This window comes from Nonomuraea sp. NBC_00507 (assembly GCF_036013525.1).
In the GTDB taxonomy this organism is placed as follows: domain Bacteria; phylum Actinomycetota; class Actinomycetes; order Streptosporangiales; family Streptosporangiaceae; genus Nonomuraea.
Genome location: NZ_CP107853.1, coordinates 10,818,550 through 10,836,429 on the forward strand (window position 1 = coordinate 10,818,550; position 17,880 = coordinate 10,836,429).

At 71.0% G+C, this 17,880-nt stretch carries 14 protein-coding genes; 10 read left to right on the forward strand and 4 right to left on the reverse strand.

The genetic code is table 11. The annotated features are described in order from the left end of the window. The first annotated feature begins 89 nt into the window (after positions 1-89). The 5 genes from OHA25_RS51715 (at position 90) to OHA25_RS51735 (ending at position 5,575) form a co-directional block, all read left to right on the forward strand. On the forward strand, positions 90-1,475 hold the full coding sequence (locus OHA25_RS51715; protein WP_327584207.1) for an APC family permease: 1,386 nt from the start codon (positions 90-92) through the stop codon (positions 1,473-1,475). A 22-nt stretch (positions 1,476-1,497) separates the two neighbouring features. Further along, positions 1,498-2,133: a GOLPH3/VPS74 family protein gene (locus OHA25_RS51720; protein ID WP_327584208.1), complete on the forward strand. Its 636-nt coding sequence runs from the start codon at positions 1,498-1,500 to the stop codon at positions 2,131-2,133. Positions 2,134-2,203: 70 nt separating this feature from the next. Beyond that, positions 2,204-3,463, forward strand: coding sequence for a lamin tail domain-containing protein (locus OHA25_RS51725; RefSeq protein ID WP_327584209.1), 1,260 nt, complete (start codon positions 2,204-2,206; stop codon positions 3,461-3,463). Positions 3,464-3,542: 79 nt separating this feature from the next. Beyond that, positions 3,543-4,103, forward strand: coding sequence for a hypothetical protein (locus OHA25_RS51730; RefSeq protein WP_327584210.1), 561 nt, complete (start codon positions 3,543-3,545; stop codon positions 4,101-4,103). Between the two features lie 137 nt (positions 4,104-4,240). Next, complete coding sequence (locus OHA25_RS51735; protein WP_327584211.1) at positions 4,241-5,575, forward strand: glycoside hydrolase family 30 protein; 1,335 nt, start codon at positions 4,241-4,243, stop codon at positions 5,573-5,575. A gap of 54 nt (positions 5,576-5,629) precedes the next feature. On the opposite strand, the gene OHA25_RS51740 is transcribed toward OHA25_RS51735, so the two are convergent. The 3 genes from OHA25_RS51740 to OHA25_RS51750 are packed head-to-tail and all read right to left on the reverse strand — an operon-like array spanning position 5,630 to position 9,032. Next, complete coding sequence (locus OHA25_RS51740; protein WP_327584212.1) at positions 5,630-6,730, reverse strand: 5-methyltetrahydropteroyltriglutamate--homocysteine S-methyltransferase; 1,101 nt, start codon at positions 6,728-6,730, stop codon at positions 5,630-5,632. Positions 6,731-6,736: 6 nt separating this feature from the next. Then, positions 6,737-8,206: an acyl-CoA synthetase gene (locus OHA25_RS51745; RefSeq protein ID WP_327584213.1), complete on the reverse strand. Its 1,470-nt coding sequence runs from the start codon at positions 8,204-8,206 to the stop codon at positions 6,737-6,739. A gap of 43 nt (positions 8,207-8,249) precedes the next feature. Then, complete coding sequence (locus OHA25_RS51750) at positions 8,250-9,032, reverse strand: PaaX family transcriptional regulator (protein WP_327584214.1); 783 nt, start codon at positions 9,030-9,032, stop codon at positions 8,250-8,252. 104 nt (positions 9,033-9,136) lie between these two features. On the opposite strand from OHA25_RS51750, the gene OHA25_RS51755 reads away from it, so the two are divergent. From OHA25_RS51755 to OHA25_RS51775, 5 genes are read left to right on the forward strand one after another with little or no spacing between them, the layout of a single operon-like run. Further along, positions 9,137-10,324 carry an ABC transporter substrate-binding protein gene (locus OHA25_RS51755; protein WP_327584215.1) on the forward strand — a complete coding sequence of 396 codons (1,188 nt, stop codon included), beginning with the start codon at positions 9,137-9,139 and terminating at the stop codon, positions 10,322-10,324. Positions 10,325-10,327: 3 nt separating this feature from the next. Beyond that, positions 10,328-11,083 (forward strand): ABC transporter ATP-binding protein, encoded by a 756-nt coding sequence (locus tag OHA25_RS51760; protein WP_327584216.1) that lies wholly within the window; start codon positions 10,328-10,330, stop codon positions 11,081-11,083. A 28-nt stretch (positions 11,084-11,111) separates the two neighbouring features. Continuing rightward, complete coding sequence (locus tag OHA25_RS51765) at positions 11,112-11,771, forward strand: ABC transporter ATP-binding protein (protein WP_327584217.1); 660 nt, start codon at positions 11,112-11,114, stop codon at positions 11,769-11,771. Continuing rightward, the gene (locus OHA25_RS51770; RefSeq protein WP_327584218.1) at positions 11,768-12,628 is read left to right on the forward strand and encodes a branched-chain amino acid ABC transporter permease; all 861 of its coding nucleotides are present in this window, start codon (positions 11,768-11,770) and stop codon (positions 12,626-12,628) included. Before OHA25_RS51765 ends, OHA25_RS51770 begins: the two co-directional genes overlap by 4 nt. Further along, positions 12,625-13,602, forward strand: coding sequence for a branched-chain amino acid ABC transporter permease (locus tag OHA25_RS51775; protein ID WP_327584219.1), 978 nt, complete (start codon positions 12,625-12,627; stop codon positions 13,600-13,602). Before OHA25_RS51770 ends, OHA25_RS51775 begins: the two co-directional genes overlap by 4 nt. Positions 13,603-13,605: 3 nt before the next feature. Here OHA25_RS51775 and OHA25_RS51780 read toward each other — a convergent pair whose 3' ends face one another. Next, complete coding sequence (locus OHA25_RS51780) at positions 13,606-17,871, reverse strand: cation-translocating P-type ATPase (RefSeq protein ID WP_327584220.1); 4,266 nt, start codon at positions 17,869-17,871, stop codon at positions 13,606-13,608. Positions 17,872-17,880: the final 9 nt, after the last annotated feature.

Consider the following 17,880-nt stretch of genomic DNA (forward strand, 5'->3'; position numbering starts at 1 on the left):
GCTACGGAAGGATCACCGGGTCGATACACCCCCCTCGCGCCCTGGGCACCCCCCGCCCTATGGCCGCATGACGACATGGAGAGGCTGTCGTGCGCACACAGGAGAGCATCGAGCAGTTCGGTTACGAGCAAGAGTTACGACGCGGAGTCGGGCTGCCAGACCTCGTGTTCTACGGCCTGGTGTTCATGGTGCCGATCGCGCCTTTCGCGATTTTCGGCCTCGTCTACTCGCAGTCGGGCGGCATGCCGGCGCTGGCGTACCTGATCGGGATGATCGCGCTGCTGTTCACGGCCGCGTCGTACGCGCAGATGGTCAAGGCGTTCCCGCTGTCGGGGTCGGTCTACAACTACGCCGGCCGCGGCATCGCGCCGCCGGTCGGGTTCCTGACCGGGTGGATGGTGCTGCTCGACTACATCCTCGTCCCGTGCCTGCTCTACCTTGTGGCGTCCATCGCCATGAACTCCAGCGTGCCGCAGGTGCCCGTGTGGGCGTGGCTGGTCATCTTCGTGGTCGTCAACATGGTGATCAACCTGCGCGGCATCCGGATGACGGTCAAGCTCACCCGCGTGATGATCGCGTTCGAGCTCGTCGTGCTGGCGTTGTTCCTGCTGATCGGCGTCTGGGCGCTGCTGCAGGGCAAGGGCCAGGGCTTCAGCCTCGCGCCGCTGTTCAATCCCGAGACGTTCTCCTGGCCGGTGATGTTCGCCGCGGTCTCGGTCGCGGTCCTGTCGTTCCTCGGCTTCGACGGCATCAGCATGCTGGTCGAGGAGTCCACCGGCGGCTCCGTCCAAGTGGGCCGGGCCATGCGGGTTGCGCTGGCCCTGGCCGGGGTGTTGTTCATCGCGCAGGTGTGGGTGGCCGCGCTGCTGGTGCCCGACCCCGCGGGGCTGCTGAGTGAGGGCAGCGAAACCGCGTTCTACGACGCGGCGGCGCTCGCCGGCGGCGAGTGGCTCAGGCACGTCACCTCGACCGCCACCGCGCTCTCCTGGGGCCTGGCCAACACGCTGGTGGCTCAGGTCGCCGTGTCGCGCCTGCTCTACGCGATGGCGCGCGACAGACAGCTGCCGTCGTTCCTGGCCAAGGTGTCGGTCCGGCACTCGGTGCCGTCCAACGCCATCATCCTCATCTCCGTGTTGTCCATCGGGCTCGGGATCTGGATGACCACCCGCGACGACGGCGTCGTGCTGCTCTCCAGCCTCATCAACATGGGCGCTATGGTCGCCTTCGTGGTCCTGCACCTGTCGGTGATCGTCCACTACGAGTTCCGCATGCGGTCCGAGAACATGTGGTCACACCTGATCTCGCCGCTGATCGGAATGGCGATCCTCGTGTTCGTCGTGATCAACGCCAACGTGTGGGCGCAGGTGCTCGGCCTCGCCTGGTTCGGCATCGGCGTCGTGGTGCTGGGCGTACTGTACGGCCTCGGCCTCCGTCCCGCCCTGCCCGGCATGGGCGTCAAGTCGACCCGCCGGTAGCGGACAAAGGATTCACACCGCCATGAACCGGCTGCCGCTTCATCAGGACCTCTATCTCGTCGCGCACGACCAGTCCGGCAAGCCCTTGATCCATCAGTCCTCGATGGCGCTCGGGCTGGCCGGCGCGGCGCTGCTCGACCTGGCCCTGGACGGCCGCGTCGCGGTCGCGAGGGGCCGGGTCGCGGTCTCCGACCCCGTCGTCCCCACCGGTGACCCGCTCACCGACGACCTGCTCGCGCTCGTCGCCGGGGAGCCAGGGGACGTGCGGTCACCGATCAAGAAGGTGGCCGAGCGGGCCTACGACCGCACCCGGGAGGATCTGGTCGCGGCCGGCGTGTTGCTGCGGGTGACCAAGAGGGTGATGGGCGTGCTGCCGACCACGCGCTATCAGCTCGCCGACGTCGCCTCGGTCGTACGCGCCTCTTCGGGGGCGCGTTCCGCGGTCGAGGGCTGGAAGAAACCGGACGCCCGGGCTGCGGCGCTGTGCGGCCTGGTGGCCGTGCTGCGGCTGGAGGCGGAGCTCTACCTCGACCTGCCGTCGAGCGAGCTCGTCGGCCGGCTGCGCGAGATCGTCCGCGACAGTCCGCGGGTGGTCGACGAGTTGGTCGCCGTGGTGGACACGCTGGTCGCGGAGGCAGCAATAGCGGTATATCGCTGATTTGTCGTGATACATGGACGATGCCCCAAACGCGAGTTACGCTCCGCTCGCCGAGATATGGGGGGAATTCATGAGTTACACGCTATTACGGGGCAATTTTGTCATCCGATATCCGGACCTCCCGCGACAAGGGCCGGAACCGGACGGTGACACGGTCAAGTTCCTGCCCGACAATCCCGCGCTGGTCGAGGCGCTGCCCCGGCACTCCGGCTCGCCGCCGGACATCACGCGCCGCGGCATCTCCGCACGTCTGGAGGCCATCGACGCGCTGGAAACCCACTTCGGCGAAACCCACCAGGAGCTGACGGGTGCCGAGGCGGCAAGGGACGAGCTGCTTCGGCTGCTCGGCTTCACCAACGTGGTCTTCTGGGACGACCTGCCGAACAAGGTCCGCTCCGCCGACCAGGACGCGATCCGCGGCCACGTGCTCACCAACGGCATCGACGCCAACGGCCGGCTGATCGCGTTCGTGTTCGCGGGCGACCATCCGGGGGCGGACGGCTCCCGGGTGTTCCTGGACGGGCCGCTGGCCGACGCCTCCGTCAACGCCGCGCTGCTCGCCGCCGGGCTGGTCTATCCGGCGTTCTACGCGACCCTGCCCGCCGAGCTGCGTACGCACCTGGCGGACGTGTCGGCGGCGGCCAGGCAGAAGGCGCTCGCCACCGGCATCTGGCCGCGCTCCACCGCCGACCCCGACGGCGTGGCCGTCATCCCCGACCTGGCCGCGGCCGAGCAGCTGGTGATGTGGCCCAAGCTGTTCCGCCGCATCGTGCCGTACCTCGCGGCGGGATTCCCCGACTTCGACGGCTTCGACGCGTGGCTGCGGGCCGACCCGGTGCACCGCGACGACGAACTGTTCCTGCTCGACAAGCTCGAACGGGGCAACCTGCACGACGTCGTCTGGGCCTCCGGCCACCAGATCCAGCTGACGGTGTGGCCGGAGTCGTTCATCATCAACCCGGATCCCGCGCCGCCGGGCTCGACCGTCAACCCGCCGCTCATCGCCGTGGGCGACGTGCTGATCGTGGCCGCCCTGCCCGACCCCGTGGGCGCCGACCGCGGCGCGGAGTCGGTCACGTTGCTCAACGTCACGCCAGGCCCGGTCGACCTGTCGGGCTGGTGGTTGTCGGATGCCACCAACGCCCGCAAGGACCTGAGCGGGGCCGTGGCGGGCGGCACCACGCTGAGGGTGCCGCTCGACGGGGCGCTGCAGCTCGGCAACCAGGGCGACGGCCTCGTCCTCGTCGATCCCCGGGGGAACACGATCGATCAGGTGAGCTACAAGGGCGAAAGGGTACGCGCGGGCCGCACCATTTGCTTCGGCCGCTGAAGCACGGCGGTTCCGCTGGCCAAGGGCGGCCTCACGTCGGAGACTGGGCGTTCCGACCGGCGATACGAAGGAGTTCGCGATGTTCATGGCGCGGTACATGACACGTTCGATGCTCAGGTTCGCGGTGGGGGCGGCGGCGGGGTACATGCTCGCGGTGCGCCCGTGGCACCTGCGCTGGGGCGCCGACGACGGCGAGGTCTACGGTGAGATGGCGGGTGACGACATCGTCCGCACGCCGCAGTACCAGGCGACCCGCGCCATCACCGTCGAGGCCTCCCCTGCGGCCGTCTGGCCCTGGCTGGTCCAGCTGGGCGGTCCTCCCGCGGAGGAAGCGGAGCAGGGACTCAAGGTCGGCGACACGCTGCGCTCCGGGCCTGATGGCGCCGGGTTCGTCGTGGAGCAGACCGATCCGCCGCACACGCTCGTCCTGGTTCATCGGGGCGAAGAGGCCATCACCACGTGCTCCATCTCGCTCCGCGAGATCGACGACGGCAGGACCAGGATGGTGTTCCGCGTCCGGATCAAGGCCGAGCCAGGCCTGAGCGGCACCCTCTATCTCGCCAGGATGGACCTGGCCGACTTCCTGACCGTGCGGAGGCAGATGCAGACCATCAAGTCCCGCGCCGAGTCCGCGCGCTGAACGCGGGAGCCCAGCGGCGCCGTCCCCTTCCTCGGGGGACGGCGCCGCTTGGTGTTGACGGCAGACCTTGACGCCGATTACGGTTCCGGCACGATTGGTGAAATATTCGCCACTTTTCCGAAACTTTCGGAGGCACCATGTTACGAGGACTTGTCGCCATCACCGTGCTCGGTCTCCTGGCGGTGAACCCGGCGCACGCCGCGCCGGCACCGGCCATCACCGTGAACGAGCGCGTCACGCACCAGCAGATGGACGGCTTCGGCGTCTCTCAGGCGTTCCGCCGCAACGAGTTGCTCGAGGCGCTGTCGCCGGCGCAGCAGCGGGAGATCCTCGACCTGTGGTTCGACCGGGAGAAGGGGGCCGGCCTCAGCATCCTGCGGCTCGGCATCGGCTCCTCCCCCGCGGGCAGCCCGTACGACCACATGGTGTCGATCCAGCCGGAGAACCCCGGCGGCCCGGACGCCCCGCCCAAGTACGTGTGGGACGGCGACGACAACAGCCAGGTCTGGGTGGCCAAGGAGGCCAAGGCGTACGGCGTGAAGCGCTTCTTCGCCGACGCTTGGAGCGCGCCCGGCTACATGAAGACCAACGGCGACGACAAGAACGGCGGCAACCTGCTGCCGGAGTGGGAGAAGGCGTACGCGAACTACCTGCTGGCGTACACGAAGTTCTACGAGCGGGAAGGCATCAAGATCACCGACCTCGGGTTCACGAACGAGCCCGACTGGACGGCCACGTACGCCTCCATGCGCTTCACCCCGGAACAGGCCGCCCAGTTCGTCAAGGTGCTCGGCCCGATCGCCAAGGGCAACGTGAACCTGGTGTGCTGCGACTCCTTCGGCTGGAACCAGGCCAAGGCGTACACGGCGGCGATCGAGGCCGACCCCGAGGCCCGCCGCTGGGTCAAGACGCACGCCGGCCACACCTACGCCAGCCCCGTGGACGCCCCGCTGCCGACCAGCAGGAAGACCTGGATGTCGGAGTGGAACCCCAACGGCTCGACCTGGAACGAGGCCTGGGACGACGGCAGCGGCTACGACGGCTTCACGATCGCGCAGGCCATCCACGACGCGCTCACGCTGGGCGACGTCAGCGCCTACATTTACTGGCTGGGCGCCTCGCGCGGCACGACCAGGGCGTTCATGCAGGTCGACGACACGGCGAAGACCTACAAGGTGTCGAAGCGGTTGTGGGCGATGGCGGCCTACAGCCGGTTCATCCGGCCGGGCGCGGTCCGGGTGGACGCCTCGGCGGCGAATCCGGCGCTGAAGGTCTCGGCGTTCCGCAACACGGACGGGTCGAAGGTGATCGTGGCCCTCAACACGGGCACCGAGGCCGTCACGTGGGACGGCGTGCGCGGCAGGGCGACCGCGTACGTGACGAACAACGACAACTCGCTCACCCCGTCGGCCGTGACCGGCCGCACGGTGACCCTCCAGCCGCGGTCGCTGACCACCATCGTGGTCCGCTGATCGGCGGCGAGAGCCCGGAGCCGGTTTCCCCGGGCTCTCGCCGCATCCCTGCCGTCAGCCCCAGACCTCCTGGGCGGTCTCGACGATCAGGCGGAGCTTGGCGAACTGCTGGTCGGCCGTCAGCTCGTTGCCTTCGACTGTGGAGGAGAAGCCGCACTGCGGCGACAGGCAGAGCTGGTCGAGGTCGATGAACTTGGCGGCCTCATCGATGCGCCGCTTCAGCGTGTCCTTCGACTCCAGCTCCCCGTGCTTGGTCGTGACCAGCCCCAAAACGACCATCTTGCCCTTGGGCACGAATCGCAGCGGCTCGAATCCCCCGGACCGCTCGTCGTCGTACTCCAGGAAGAACCCGTCCACCTTCAGCTCACCGAACAACGCCTCCGCGACGAAGTCGTAGCTGCCCGAGGCGGCCCAGGACGAGCGGAAGTTGCCGCGGCACATGTGCGTCGTGATCGTCATCCCGGCCGGCTTGGCCGCGAGCGCGGCGTTGATCTGCTTGATGTAGCGCAGGTGCATGTGCTCGGCGTCGTCGCCCCGCGACTCCAGCTCCGCCCGCTGGGCCGGGTCGTTCAGGTAGGCCAGGCTGGTGTCGTCGAACTGCAGGTACGTGCACCCCAGCGCGCCGATCCTGCGCACCTGCTCGGCGTAGGCGGCGCTCAGGTCACGCCAGAACTCCTCGACGTCCGGGTAGACCTTCGGGTCGATGGCGGCCGGCCCGCCGCGGTAGTGCACCATGCTGGGCGACGGGATGGTCAGCTTCGGCACGACCGTGCTCACGGTGTCCCGCAGGAACATGAAGTCGTCGGCGAAGATCGGCTCACGCAGCTTGATCCGGTCGTGCACGCGCAGCGCCGCCGGGGTGAACTCGATGTCGCCCTGCTCGTTGTGGAAGCGGACCGTGATGTGCTCGTCGGTGGCCTGGCCGATGCCGCCGAGCCGGTAGATGAAGTCCATGTGCCAGGAGGCCCGCCGGAACTCGCCGTCGGTCGCGCTCTGCAGGCCGATCTCCTCCTGCCTGCGCACCACCTCTCGGATGGCCGCGTCCTCCGCTTCCCGCAGTTCGTCGCCCGCGAGGCTCTCGCGGGCGCGGAGCAGGGACTGCGGGCGCAGGAGGCTGCCGACGTGGTCGGCGCGGAAAGGCGGTGAGGTACGCATTGCGGATCAACTCCCGTAGAGCTTTCTGAGCGGGGCCTTGAGCAGCTTGCCCGCCGCGTTCTTGGGCAGTTCAGAGACGAATTCCAGATATTTCGGGATTTTGAAGCGGGCCAGCCGACCGTCCAGGTGCTTCAGCAGCTCCTCGGGCTCGGCCGTCGCGCCCGGCCGCAATACGACCAGGGCCTTGCCCACTTCATCCCACCGGTCGTCGGGCACGCCGATCACCGCGCACTCGGCGACCGCGGGATGGCTGTAAAGGACGCTCTCGACCTCGGCGGGGTAGATGTTCTCGCCGCCGGAGATGATCACGTCGTTGAGCCGGTCGGAGATGCGCACGTAACCGTCCTCGTCGGCGACGCCGACGTCGCCCGAGCGGAACCAGCCGTCCGGCGAGAGCACCTTCGCGCTCTCCTCGGGCCGGCGCCAGTAGCCGGGCATGACGTTGGGTCCCTGGACGTAGACCTCGCCGGGCTCGCCGGGGGCCGCCTGCGCGCCCTCGATCGTGACCAGGCGCACGTCGGAGAAGAAACACGGCACGCCGGCCGTCCCCGCCTTGTCGATGGAGTGCTCGGCGCCGAGGAAGAGCGCGCCGGGCGCGGTCTCCGTCATGCCATAGCCCTGCAGGAACGTCAGCCCCCGTTCCTGGTAGGTCGTGATGAGCGGCAGGGGCACCGGCGCGCCCCCGCACAGCAGGTGGCGCAGGCTCGACAGGTCGGCCTTGGGCCAGCGCGGCGACTGGGCGAGGAAGGCGAACATCGACGGCACCCCGAACATCACCGTCACCCGCTCGGCCTCGATCAGGTCGAACGTGCGGTCCACGTCGAAGGACGGCTCCAGGATGGCCCGCCCGCCCTTGAGCACGCTCGGGATCAGCGTCTGCGCCAGTGCCGCGATGTGGAACAGGGGTGCGCTGATCAGCGTCACCTCGTCGTGTGCGAGCGGCACGTCCACCAGCAGGTTGACGGCGTTCCACGTGAGGTTGGCATGCGTGAGCATCGCGCCCTTGGGCCGTCCGGTGGTGCCGGAGGTGTACATGATCAGGCACACGTCGTCCTGGCCGACCGGCTCGTCGATCGGCTCGGGCGAGCCTGACGCCAGCAGGTCCTCGTAGTCCGCGGCCGGGATGTGGCGGCCGGGCAGCCCTTCGCCGTCCCGCCCTTCGCCGAGCAGCACCACCGACGCGTCCGCGTCCTGGAGGATGAAGCGCAACTCGGGCGTGGCCAGCCGGGTGTTGAGCGGGACGAACACCGCCCCCAGCAGCCCTGCCGCGAAGAACGTCTCGACCAGCGCGCAATGGTTGGGCCCGAGGTAGGCCACCCGGTCGCCGCGCCCCACGCCCAGCGCGGAAGCCAGCCGATACGTACGTTCCCGCAGGTCACGGTAGGTGTGATCGCGCCCGCCGCAGGTCAGCGCCACCCGGTCGGGCGTCATGCGGGCCCTGCGTGCCGGCCACGATCCAAGCCCCTGGTTCCGCATCAGTGCTCCTCCAGGCTCAAGTTAGGCCACTAGACGATCGCTGTCATCGTTCTGCCCAACTTTCGTCGGGGACCGTGTCGAGGAGCCGCTCGGCGACCGCCGCGGCCTCCGGCCTGAACCGCTCGTGCAGCGCGTGGCAGACCCGCTGGGCCTTCTCCGCGGGCCAGTCGTGCGGCAGGTAACGCAGCGGGAGCCGGGGGTCGGTCCTGATGATCTGCAGCCAGCCGGTGAGCAGCGTCAGCGAGCGGGCCAGGTCGTCGGGCGCGTCGGGCGCGGGATCGGCCTGGTCCCAGCGGCGCAGGAACGCCCGGTAACGCTCACCCAGCCCGGCCAGGTCGTACGCGTCCCGTACCAGCGCCTGCATGTCGGTGGGCCGCCGCGGCTCGGCGGCGAACACCTTCACCTCCACCCCCGGCACCTCGGGCGCCTCCACCTCGCCGGGGGCGATCCACAACCCGTTCTGCAGCGGCCCGAACCCGGCCCAGATGAGCCGCGAGCGCAGCTCGTGCCGCTGCCGCTGCCATGAGGCCGGCAGCGAGAAACCGATGAGCGTCCACCGGTCCTCGCCGGCGTCGTTGACGACGCCGCTGTGCCAGATGCGCCGCTCGCCGTCCCTGAGCACCTCGGTGCTGGTCGGGGTGAGGCCGAAGTACATACGCCGCCCTGAGCGCTGCCGGCGCAACAACCCGCGGCGGACCATCCGGGTCAGCGTCGAGCGCGTCGCCTCCTCGGAGACGCCGACCTTGGCGAACGCCTCGATGAAGCTGCCCGAGAAGACGCAGATTCCGCGACCGTAAACGTGATCTCCGAGAAAGGTGAGAATCACCGATTGAGGCCGCACACCGCCACCCCCACGGATGTTGGGCATTGTCTTGACAGCCGTAATGTACCTGCCTACATTCAGGGCGACATCCGGCCCAGGAGGTCCTGATGCGCAGGCTTCTACCGTCTCTGGTGTGTCTCGTGCTGGCCGTGGCCGCGTGCGGCGGTAGTCCCGGCGGGTCAGGTGGTGACGGCCCCATCAAGGTCGGCCTCATCGTCTCCCTGACCGGCAACTACACGCCGCTCGGCAGCGAGGACAAGAAGGCCGTGGAGCTGGCGGTCGAGCAGGTCAACGCCCAGGGCGGCTTACTGGGCCGCACCGTCGAGCTGGTCACCCGGGACGACAAGACCGCTCCCGACCAGGGCATCGTGGCCTACAACCAGATCAAGGGCGAGATCGACGCGCTGATCGGCCCGGTGTTCTCCAACTCGGCGCTCGCGGTGGAGCCGCTCGCGCAGCGGGACAAGATGCCGTACCTGTCGCTGGCGCCCGCGCAGGAGCAGGTCGAGCCGATCAAGTCGTACATCTTCGTCACGCCCGCCCTGTCCAGCATGTACGCCGAGCGCTACCTGCAGTACATCCAGGCCCAGGGCATCAAGACGATCGCGGTGGCCTGGGACTCCAAGAGCGCGTACTCGGTCTCCGGCCACAAGTCCATGGTGGCGCTCGCGCCGAAGTACAACGTGACGATCGCCGTGGACGAGCCGTACGAGACCACGAACTCCGACTTCAGCGCGGTGTTCCAGCACGTGCGCGACTCCGCCGCCGAGGCGCTGGTGTTCTGGGGCTCGGGCGCGCCCGGCGTGACGGCCGCCAAGCAGTACGTCGCCTCGGGGCTCAAGACGCCGCTGTTCCTGACCGCGTCCCAGGCCAGCAAGTTGTGGCTGGAGCCGATGGGCCGCGACGCCGAGGGCATGACCGTGCAGAGCGCCATCGGCGTCGTCGGGGACCATCTGCCGGCCGGCAAGCAGAAGCAGATCATCGACCAGATGGCCAAGCCGTACCAGCAGAAGCACGGCTACCCGCCGCCGCAGTTCGCGCAGGACGGCTACAGCGCGAGCCTGCTGCTGTTCGAGGCGATCAGGAAGGCCGGCAGCACCGACAAGACCAAGATCCAGCAGGCGCTGGAGAGCATGGACCTGATCACGCCGAATGGCCGCTTCCGCTACTCCCCCACCGACCATTCCGGGCTCTCCCCCGAGTTCATCTCGGTCAACACGGTGAAGAACGGCCAGTTCGTGCCGACCGACTGGGCCAAGGAGCAGCTCACCAAGACCGTCACCGCGGCGGGGTAGCGCGTGCTGGCGGTCACCGGGGTATCCCGCTCCTTCGGGGGCGTCTACGCCGTCCGCGACGTCTCCCTGAGCGTCGCGGACGGCGAGGTCTGCGGCATCATCGGGCCGAACGGGGCCGGCAAGTCCACGTTGTTCAACCTGATCACCGGGCATCTGGCGGCCGACCGGGGCGAGATCTCCTTCCTCGGGCACCGGGTGGACCGGCTCGCGCCGCACCGGCGGGCCAGGCTCGGCATGTCGATCGTCTTCCAGGCGGCCCGCGTGTTCCGCGGCATGACCGTCAGGGAGAACGTCATGGTGGGGATGCACGGGCGTACCGGGGCGGGGTTCGTGTCGGCGGCGCTGCGGCTGCCCCGGCACCGGCGCGACGAGCGGCTCATCGCGACCGAGTCGGACGCCGCTCTGGAGCGCGTGGGCCTCGCCGAGTGGGCGGACCGGCCCGCCGACCGGCTCCCCATCGGGCAGCAGCGCGCGTTGCAGCTGGCCCGCGCCCTGTGCGCGCGGCCTCGGCTGCTGCTGCTCGACGAGCCCGCCTCCGGGCTGCGCGGCCAGGAACGCGAGCGGCTCGCGGCGCTGGTGGAGGAGCTGCGCGCGGGCGGACTGACGATCCTGCTCATCGAGCACGACGTCGCCTTCGTGACCCGGCTCGCCGACCGGCTCGTGGTGCTCGACCTCGGCCAGGTCATCGCCGACGGCCCGCCCGCCGAGGTGCGGGCCGACCCGCTGGTGCTCGCCGCCTACCTCGGACAGGCGTCATGACCCCCGCCCTCAGCCTCGGGCAGGCGTCATGATCGACGTCAGGGACCTGGTCGTCTCGTACGGCACCGCGACCGCGCTGGAGCACGTCACGCTGAACGTCGGCAAGGGCGAGATGGTCGCGTTGCTCGGCCCGAACGGCGCCGGCAAGTCGACGCTGGCCAACACGCTCGCGGGCCTGCTGAAATCCGCTTCCGGGACGGTGGAGATCGGCGGCAGGCTGGCGTTGATCCCGGAGGGCCGCCAGCTATTTCCGGATTTGTCGGTCGCGGACAATCTGGCGCTGGGCGGCTGGCGCTCCGGCGAGCGCGACCCGTCCTCCGTCTACGACCTGCTGCCCCAGCTGGCTTCGCTGGCGAGGCGGCAGGCGGGTGTGCTGTCGGGCGGCGAGCAGCAGATGGTCGCGTTCGGCCGCGCCATGATGTCGCGCCCGTCGGTGCTCGTGGTGGATGAGCTGTCCCTGGGGCTCGCCCCCAATGTCACCGCCGACCTGGCGGGACACCTGGCGGAGCTGAACCGATCGCAGGGCCTGACGGTGCTGCTCATCGAGCAGAACGCGCGGCTGGCCTTCGACCTGTGCCGGCGGGCTTACGTGCTGGAGTCAGGGCGGGTGGTGGCCGAGGGGGACTCCGCCGACCTGGCCGGCGATCCGAAGGTGGCCGGCGCCTATCTGGGGGGTGCGATCACATGAGCGCGTTCCTCACATACCTGCTCAATGGGCTGGCGGTCGGGTGCGCGATCGCGCTCATCGCCAGCGGCCTGGTCGTCATCCATCGGGTCACCGGCGTGGTGAACTTCGCCCAGGGCACCTTCGCCGTGGTGGCCGGGCTGTGCACGTCGTCGCTGCTCGGGCTGGGCTTCCCGCACGGGCTGAGCGAGGTGACGGCCATCCTGGTCGCGGCGGTGGCGGGGCTGCTGACCGGGCTGGCCGCCATCGGCAAGCCCGGTGTGACCCCGTTGTCGTCGCTGATCGTCACGCTCGGCGTCGGCGTGCTCGCCTACGCGGTCGACATCGTGTTGTGGGGAGACCAGCCGCGCTCGGCGCCCGGTCTGGCCGGCTCGGTGACGGTGGCAGGGGCGCGGATTCAGACGCAGCACCTGCTGGTGATCGCGGTGACGGCCCTGACGTTCGTCGCGCTCGCGCTCTTCTTCGGACGCACCTACCTGGGCAAGGCACTGACCGCGTGCGCGTCGAACCCCTATGCCGCCCGCGTCGTCGGCATCGACACCCGCCGCATGGGGCTGGTGGCGTTCGCGCTGGGCGGGCTGCTCGGCGGCCTCGCGGGGGTGCTGGTGACGCCGTTGCGGCCGATCTCGTTCGACACCGACGTCACGCTCATCGTCAACGGCTTCGCCGCGGCCGTCTTCGGCGCCCTCACCCGGCCGGTGATCACCTTGCTGGGGGCACTGCTGCTGGGCGTGGCCGAGACCATGGCCGCCGGCTACGGCTACGGGTCGCACCAACTGGAGATAGCGCTGGGTCTCATGATCATCGTCATGATCGTCCAGGCCGGCCGCCGCACCGCCATCTCCCAGGAGTCCACATGATCAGGCTCGTGGCCGGCGTGCTGGTGGCCGTCGTGACGCTGGCATTGCCCGCGCTGCTGGACGACAGCGCGCTGGCCGTGTACATCCTGCTCGGCCTGGCCGCCATGGTCACGGTCGGGGTGTCGCTGCTCATGGGGTACGCCGGACAGGTGTCGCTGGGCCAGGGCGCCTTCTACGGCGTCGGCGCCTACACCGCCGCCCTCCTCGCCCTGAGCGGCGTGCCACCGCTGGCCGGGCTGATCGCCGCCCCCGTGGCCGCGGCCCTGTTCGCCCTCGTGATCGGCATGCCGCTGCTGCGGTTGCGCGGCCACCACCTGGCGTTCGCGACCCTGGCCATGCAGCTCATCCTGCTCTCGCTCGCCGGGCAGCTGGAGTTCACCGGCGGGGACATCGGCCTGCAGGCCATCCCGCAGTTCTCGCTCGGCGGGTTCGAGGCGGGCAGTGCGGCCGCGTACGCGTACCTGACCTGGGGAGGGCTGGCGCTGGTGATGCTGGTGACGCACAACGTCATCACCTCGCGGCCGGGCCGCGCCCTGCGGGCGCTGGCCACGAGCGAGACCGCCGCCGCGTCGTCCGGCATCCCGGTCGGGCGCTACAAGCTGGTGGTCTTCGCCCTGTCGGCGGCGTTCGCCGGCCTCGCCGGCGGCATCTACTGCTTCTACACGGGCTACGTGGCGCCGGGCTCGTTCCCTGTGCTGATCTCGATCCAGTACATCGTCATGGCCGTGGTCGGCGGGCTGGGCACCATCTGGGGAGCCGTGGCCGGGGCTGGGGCGATCACGCTGCTCGTGCAAGGACTCGACGGCCTGGCCAGTCTGCCCGGGATGCCGTCGTACGCGCCGAGCGTGTTGTCGTACGCGGTGTACGCGCTCGTGCTGATCGTGGTCGTGCTGTTCCTGCCCCACGGCCTGGTGCCGGCCATCACCGGCCGCCTGTCACGCAGCCGGGAAGAACCTCCCGTGGAGACCCGCTGATGACTACTCCGCGGGAGACCGTTCGATCATCGCGGCGAGCAGCGCCGCGGTGGCCGCGCAGCCCAGGCCGATCCCCCAGCCGAGCGGGCCGACGGGGCGGCAGCCGAAGACCTGGCTGAGACCGGGCGTGGAGACGATCAGCACCAGCGTGGCCAGGGACAACAGCGCGGCCAGCACCACCACCCGGTCCCGCCCGCCCAGTGCGAGGGTCTGGAGCAGCTGGGCCGCCACCAGGCCGATGAGCCCGACCGTGTCGGCCCGGCCCCGCGTCCCGCTCATCCGCGCGAGCAGCCACGCCGCCCCCGCCGCGACGCCCGTGGCCACCGCCCGCAGGTAGATGTCCCTGGTCAGAGCGGCGCCGAGGGAGACCTCGGGTCCCTCGGCGAGCAGCCGCTCGGGGCTGGCGGCGCTGGGCGGCCGGATGGCCACCGCCATGGCGGGCAGCATGTCGGTGAGCAGGTTGACCAGCAGGAGCTGGCGGGCGTTCAACGCGGTGCGGCCGGTGAGCAGGCTCGATCCGAGCGTGAAAGCGATCTCCCCGACATTGCCGCCGAGCAGGATGCCCAGCGCGTCGCGGACGGAGGCCCACATGCCCCGTCCCTCGACGATCGCCTCGATGATCGTCTCGATGCGGTCGTCGAGCATGACGATGTCGGCGGCGGCCTTGGTGGCGGGAGCGGCGTGCGAGCCCAGCGACACGCCCACGTCGGCGAGCCGGATCGCGGGCACGTCGTTGGCGCCGTCGCCGGTGACGGCCACCACCCTGCCCGCCGCGCGCAGCCTGGTGACGATCCGCGCCTTGTGCTCGGGCGTGACCCGGGCGAAGACCGCCACATCCGGCAGCGCCTTGGCCAGGACCTCGTCGTCCAGCTCCTCCAGCTCGGGGCCGGTCATCACGCGCCGGCCGTCCAGCGCGCCGATCTCCGCCGCGATGGCCTCCGCCGTACTGGGATGGTCCCCGGTGATCATGACGACCTGTACACCGGCGCGGACGAGCCGCTCCACGCTGCGCTTGGCCGTCGGGCGCACCGGATCGGCCAGCCCGAGGAACCCGAGGAAGCACAGGCTCTCGATGCGGGACTCGTCGAGATCGGCACGGCTGGAGGCAGGCCGCTCCGCCACGGCGAGCACCCGGTAACCCCGCAGGGCGAGCCGGTCCACCTCCTGCTCCAACCGCCGCCTGATCGCAAGGTCCAGCGGCACGATCTGCCCGTTCACCACGACGTTCGTGGACTGGCCGAGCACCACTTCCGGAGCGCCCTTGACGCTCAGCAGCTGCCCCGACTCGCCGCGGCCGAGGACGGCGTGATAGCCCCGGGCCGGCTCGAAAGGCAGCTCGGCCACGCGGTGCCAGGTGCGCAGCCCCTCCTGAGGGGTGATGCCCAGCCTCTCGGCACCGTCCACGATCGCGCGGTCCGTGGGGTGCGGGATGGCCCGCCCGCCTCCGAAGCGCGGCCCCGCACGCAGCGCCGCGCCCACGATCGCCCGCAACTCGGGCGCGGCCTCCTCCACCTCCTGCTCGATCTGGCCGTCCGACACCAGGCGCAGGCTGATGTGGCCCTCGGTGAGCGTGCCCGTCTTGTCGAAGCAGAGCACGTCCACCCGGCCCAGCGCCTCGATCGTGGACGGGTTGCGGACCAGCGTGTTGCGGGTCGACAACCGCTTGGCCGAGGCCAGCTCGGCCACGGTGGCGACGAACGGCAACCCTTCGGGAACCGCCGCGACCGCCATGCTCACCGCCGGGGCGACGGCTTGGGTCAGCGGCGAGCCGCGCAGCAGCTCGACCAGCATGAGGACCACGCCGGAGCCGACCGCGGCCGGGAGTATCCGCCGGCTCAGCGCGCGCAGCCGCAGCTCCACGCCGCTCGGCGGCGGCTCCTGACGGGCCAGCCTGGCGGTCCTGCCCGCTTCGGTCGCCTCGCCGGTGGCCACGATCACGGCGAGCCCGTGCCCGGCCGCGACGGTCGTGCCCTCGTACACCATGGAGGCGCGGTCCGCGACGGCGGGCGCCGCGACGGGCGCCGCGGTCTTGGGCACGAGCTGAGACTCGCCGGTGAGCGGCGACTCGTCGACCTCGAGCCCGGCCGCCTGGATCAGCCTCCCGTCGGCCGGCACGGCATCGCCCGCCCTGAGCTCGATCACGTCGCCCGGCACCAGGTCGTCGGCGTATGCGGCCACCTCACCTGCGGCGCGGCGCAGCCGGACCCGGACGGCGGTGGTCTCCGTCAGGCGCCGCAGCGCCCGCCCCACGCCCCGCCGCTGGGCGCCGCCGAGCAGGGCGTCCACCACGATCACGCCGGCGATCAGCACAGCGTCGAGCACCGAGCCGAACGCGGCCGACACGCCCGCTCCCGTGGCCAGCACCGGGGTCAGCGGGTTGGCGAGCTCTCTCACGGTCTCCCCGGCCAGGGACTCCGGGCCGATCTTCACAGGGCGGATCGAGACGGTCCTGCGGCGCTCCGCCTCGGCCTCGCTCAGGCCGTCCGGCGAGGCCCCGAGCCGGGCCAGGACGTCGCGGACGGCCATGGCGTGCCAGGGCGTGTGGTCGGCCTGGACCGGCGGCTCCGCCCGCCCTATGCGCCGGCCCGCCCACTCCCCGGTCGCGAGGGCGGCCAGCACGGTCAGGTTGTGGACGAGCTGGGCGCGTCGAACCGCGGTCGCGGCCGGACCGAGCAACGTCACCCCGGTGCCGGCGATCGACCCGGCGGCCGCCGTCCACACGCCGCGCACACTCGCCCTCCTGGCTGCCGGCAGGCATTGGAGCAGCAGGTGCACGCCGTCGAGCCCGCCCATGACGTCGGCGTCCCACGGAACTCGCCGTACCCCGTCGAGTACGCCGACGCCCAGGTCGGCCTGCCGCAACGCGCGCCGCCCGCGCCGCGACACCACGGCCACGCCGTGCCCCTCGGCCTGCAACGCCCGCACCGACGCGGCCAGCCGCGACCCGCCGGGCACGACCTCCTCCACCCGCAGCCGCCCGGCCAGTCCCGGATCGGCATCGGCCAGCACCACCCGGCACGTCTGTTGGGGCGCCGCGACCACGGCCTCGGCAAGGGGATGGAGCTCGCGGGCCAGGCCGACCACGGCGATCGGCACACCGTCCCTGGCCACCGCGACCGGCCGGAGCCCCTGCTCAAGCCACCGCTCGGGCACGTCCTCCGGCGGCGCGGGCGCCGCGCTCCACCCGTCGCGCCGCCGCCGCGCCGCGGGGTCGGCGAGGTCGAGCAGCGCGTAGAGCCGGGCATGCAGGTCGTCGAGGTCCGCATCGGGGGCGAGCGGCATGACGCTGTCGATCGTCCACGCTCCTGTGGTGAGCACGGCGGCGTCCAGCACGACGGTGTCGATCCGGTCCATGCGGCGCAGGGCGTCGCGGTCGAGCACGATCGTGCCACGTCCGGCCAGACAGCGCGCCACGGCGCTGACGAAGGCCTCCCTGCCGAGACTGGCCGCCTTGGGGATGCCTGAGACCAGCATGGACACGCCCCGCTGGTAGCTGTGGCTGACGATCGTGGTCAGGCCGTGGGCGGCCACCGTCGCGGCGCCGGCCGCGTCGGCGTAGCGCTCCACGGGGCCGCGCGGCAGCGGCGCCGGACGCGTCGCGGCGGCGGCCCTGGTATGCCGGTACGCGCCCTCCTCGGCGGCGAACTCCTCCTCACGCCGCTCCCACGCCCGGCGACCGGCGCGCGCGTCGACGTACCGGCCGGCTGCGGCGACGGAGTCGATCAGCAGTGACAGCGGTCGCACCGCCAGCGTGGCGGAAACGACCCGGCCCGTCGCCAGCATCGTGTCCACGACCGGCTTACCGACGCGTTCCTCCAGCGGGCCGCGGACCCACGGGGTGTGCTCGATCAGCGCGAGGACGCTCGGCACCGCCACGGGGAGCCGTGGTGCGCGGGTCAGCGCGCCGGCCATGGCGATCCCGGCGCCGGCGAGGTGCAGGCAGAGGCCGACCGCGGCGCGGGCCTGCTGCTCCACGCCGTCGAGCACACGACCGTCCCCCAGCGGCTCGCCGCCCTCGTCGAGCTCCTCCACGACGGCCACGAACTTGTCCACGTCGGCCGTCTCGTCGCAGGCCACGAACACGCAGCCGAGCGCCCCGTTCACCTCGGCACGCGGCGCTCCCGCCGAGCGCAGCCGCTCTTCGAGAGCGCGGGCCGGCCGCTCGGTACGCGGCCCGCCGATGTTCCGTAGTTCGATCCGGACCCCGCCTGCACAGGCTCGGACCCGGCGAGCGCGCGGCAGGACGCTTCGCACGGGTTCGGGGAGCATATTCAGGAG